The sequence below is a fragment of the Desulfovibrio sp. JC022 genome (assembly GCF_010470665.1).
Classification (GTDB): domain Bacteria; phylum Desulfobacterota; class Desulfovibrionia; order Desulfovibrionales; family Desulfovibrionaceae; genus Maridesulfovibrio.
On the sequence record NZ_VOPZ01000021.1, the window covers coordinates 1 to 2,500 of the forward strand.

At 49.8% G+C, this 2,500-nt stretch carries 1 rRNA gene (cut by a window edge); it reads right to left on the reverse strand.

Annotated features, from left to right (window positions below):
- Positions 1-7: 7 nt before the first annotated feature.
- Positions 8-2,500, reverse strand: a 23S ribosomal RNA gene (locus FMS18_RS19995); it runs 442 nt beyond the window's last position.

Below are 2,500 nucleotides of genomic sequence, written 5' to 3' on the forward strand. Positions count from 1 at the left end.
AGAGAAGAAAAATAAGTCGCACGATTTATTAGTACTGGTCAGCTGAATGCATTGCTGCACTTACACCTCCAGCCTATCAACCAGGTGGTCTACCTGGAATCTTTAGATGCATAAAGCATAGGGACAACTAATCTTGAGGCAGGCTTCCCGCTTAGATGCTTTCAGCGGTTATCCCTTCCGAACTTAGCTACCCTGCAATGCCACTGGCGTGACAACAGGAACACCATAGGTTCGTCCACCCCGGTCCTCTCGTACTAGGGGCAGACCCTCTTCAATTATCCTACGCCCACGGTAGATAGGGACCAAACTGTCTCACGACGTTTTAAACCCAGCTCGCGTACCACTTTAATCGGCGAACAGCCGAACCCTTGGGACCTGCTTCAGCCCCAGGATGTGATGAGCCGACATCGAGGTGCCAAACCGCGCCGTCGATGTGAACTCTTGGGCGCGATCAGCCTGTTATCCCCGGCGTACCTTTTATCCTATGAGCGATGGCCCTTCCATGCGGAACCACCGGATCACTAAGACCAACTTTCGTTCCTGCTCGACATGTCTGTCTTACAGTCAAGCTCCCTTATGCCTTTGCACTCAACGGCTGGTTTCCAATCAGCCTGAGGGAACCTTTGCAAGCCTCCGTTACTTTTTGGGAGGCGACCGCCCCAGTCAAACTACCCACCAGACACTGTCTCCAAGCCGGATGACGGCATTGGATTAGAATTCAAGACTATCAAGGGTGGTATTTCAAGGTTGGCTCCACCGACACTAGCGTGCCGACTTCAAAGCCTCCCACCTATCCTACACATGATAGCCCTAAACCCAATGTCAAGCTATAGTAAAGGTGCACAGGGTCTTTCCGTCTTACCGCGGGTAACCGGCATTTTCACCGGTAATTCAATTTCACTGAGTCTCTGGTTGAGACAGTGGGGAGATCGTTACGCCATTCGTGCAGGTCGGAACTTACCCGACAAGGAATTTCGCTACCTTAGGACCGTTATAGTTACGGCCGCCGTTTACTGGGGCTTCAATTCGGAGCTTCGCCGAAGCTAACACCTCCTTTTAACCTTCCAGCACCGGGCAGGCGTCAGTCCATATACATCGTCTTACGACTTAGCATAGACCTATGTTTTTAGTAAACAGTCGCCCCCCCCGATTCTCTGCGGCTCCAAACAGCTCATTAAGTGAATCAAGTCACCGTCTGGAGCATCCCTTCTCGCTAACTTACGGGATCATTTTGCCGAGTTCCTTAACCAGAGTTCTCTCAAGCGCCTTGGTCTACTCGACCCGACTACCTGTGTTGGTTTGCGGTACGGTCTATAAGTGCTAAACTTAGAAGATTTTCTAGGCAGTCTGGAATTACTCACTTCAAACGTAAAGTTACGGCATCATGTCTCGGCCTTAAAAGGAAACGGATTTGCCTATTTCCTAAGCCTACACATTTACACCGGCATATCCAACAGCCGGCTGAGCTATCCTACTGCGTCCCTCCATCGCACACACTTACAGGTACGGGAATATTAACCCGTTTTCCATCGACTACGCCTTTCGGCCTCGCCTTAGGGACCGACTAACCCTGGGAAGATTAGCTTTACCCAGGAAACCTTAGTCTTACGGCGAACAAGTTTCTCACTTGTTTTATCGTTACTCATGCCAGCATAATCACTTCTCATTAGTCCAGCAAACCTTCCGATTCACCTTCATCCCATCTGAGAACGCTCTCCTACCGATGCGAACAAGTCGCATCCCGTAGCTTCGGTACCATACTTAGCCCCGTTACATTTTCGGCGCAGAATCGTTAGACCAGTGAGCTATTACGCTTTCTTTAAAGGATGGCTGCTTCTAAGCCAACCTCCTGGCTGTCTATACAACTCCACCACCTTTTCCACTGAGTATGGATTTGGGGACCTTAGCTGACGGTCTGGGCTGTTTCCCTTTCGACTACGGACCTTCGCACCCGCAGTCTGACTCCCAGGATATATCTTACGGCATTCGGAGTTTGATAAGGTTTGGTAATCTGGTGGGACCCCTAGCCTTGTCAGTGCTCTACCTCCGCAAGAAAACTCCTGAGGCTATACCTCAATATATTTCGGAGAGAACCAGCTATCACCAAGTTTGATTGGCCTTTCACCCCTATCCACAGGTCATCCGAGTAATTTTCAACTTACAACGGTTCGGCCCTCCACTTGATTTTACTCAAGCTTCAGCCTGCCCATGGATAGATCACCTGGTTTCGGGTCTAATCCGCAATACTTGTCGCCCTATTCAGACTCGCTTTCGCTGCGGCTACACATCACTGCTTAACCTTGCATTACAGATTAACTCACTGGCCCATTATGCAAAAGGCAAATGGTCACGGAATAAATCCGCTCCCACAGCTTGTAGGCAACTGGTTTCAGGTTCTATTTCACTCCCCTAACAGGGGTTCTTTTCACCTTTCCCTCACGGTACTGGTTCACTATCGGTCTCTAAGTAGTATTTAGCCTTGGAAGATGGTCCTCCCAGA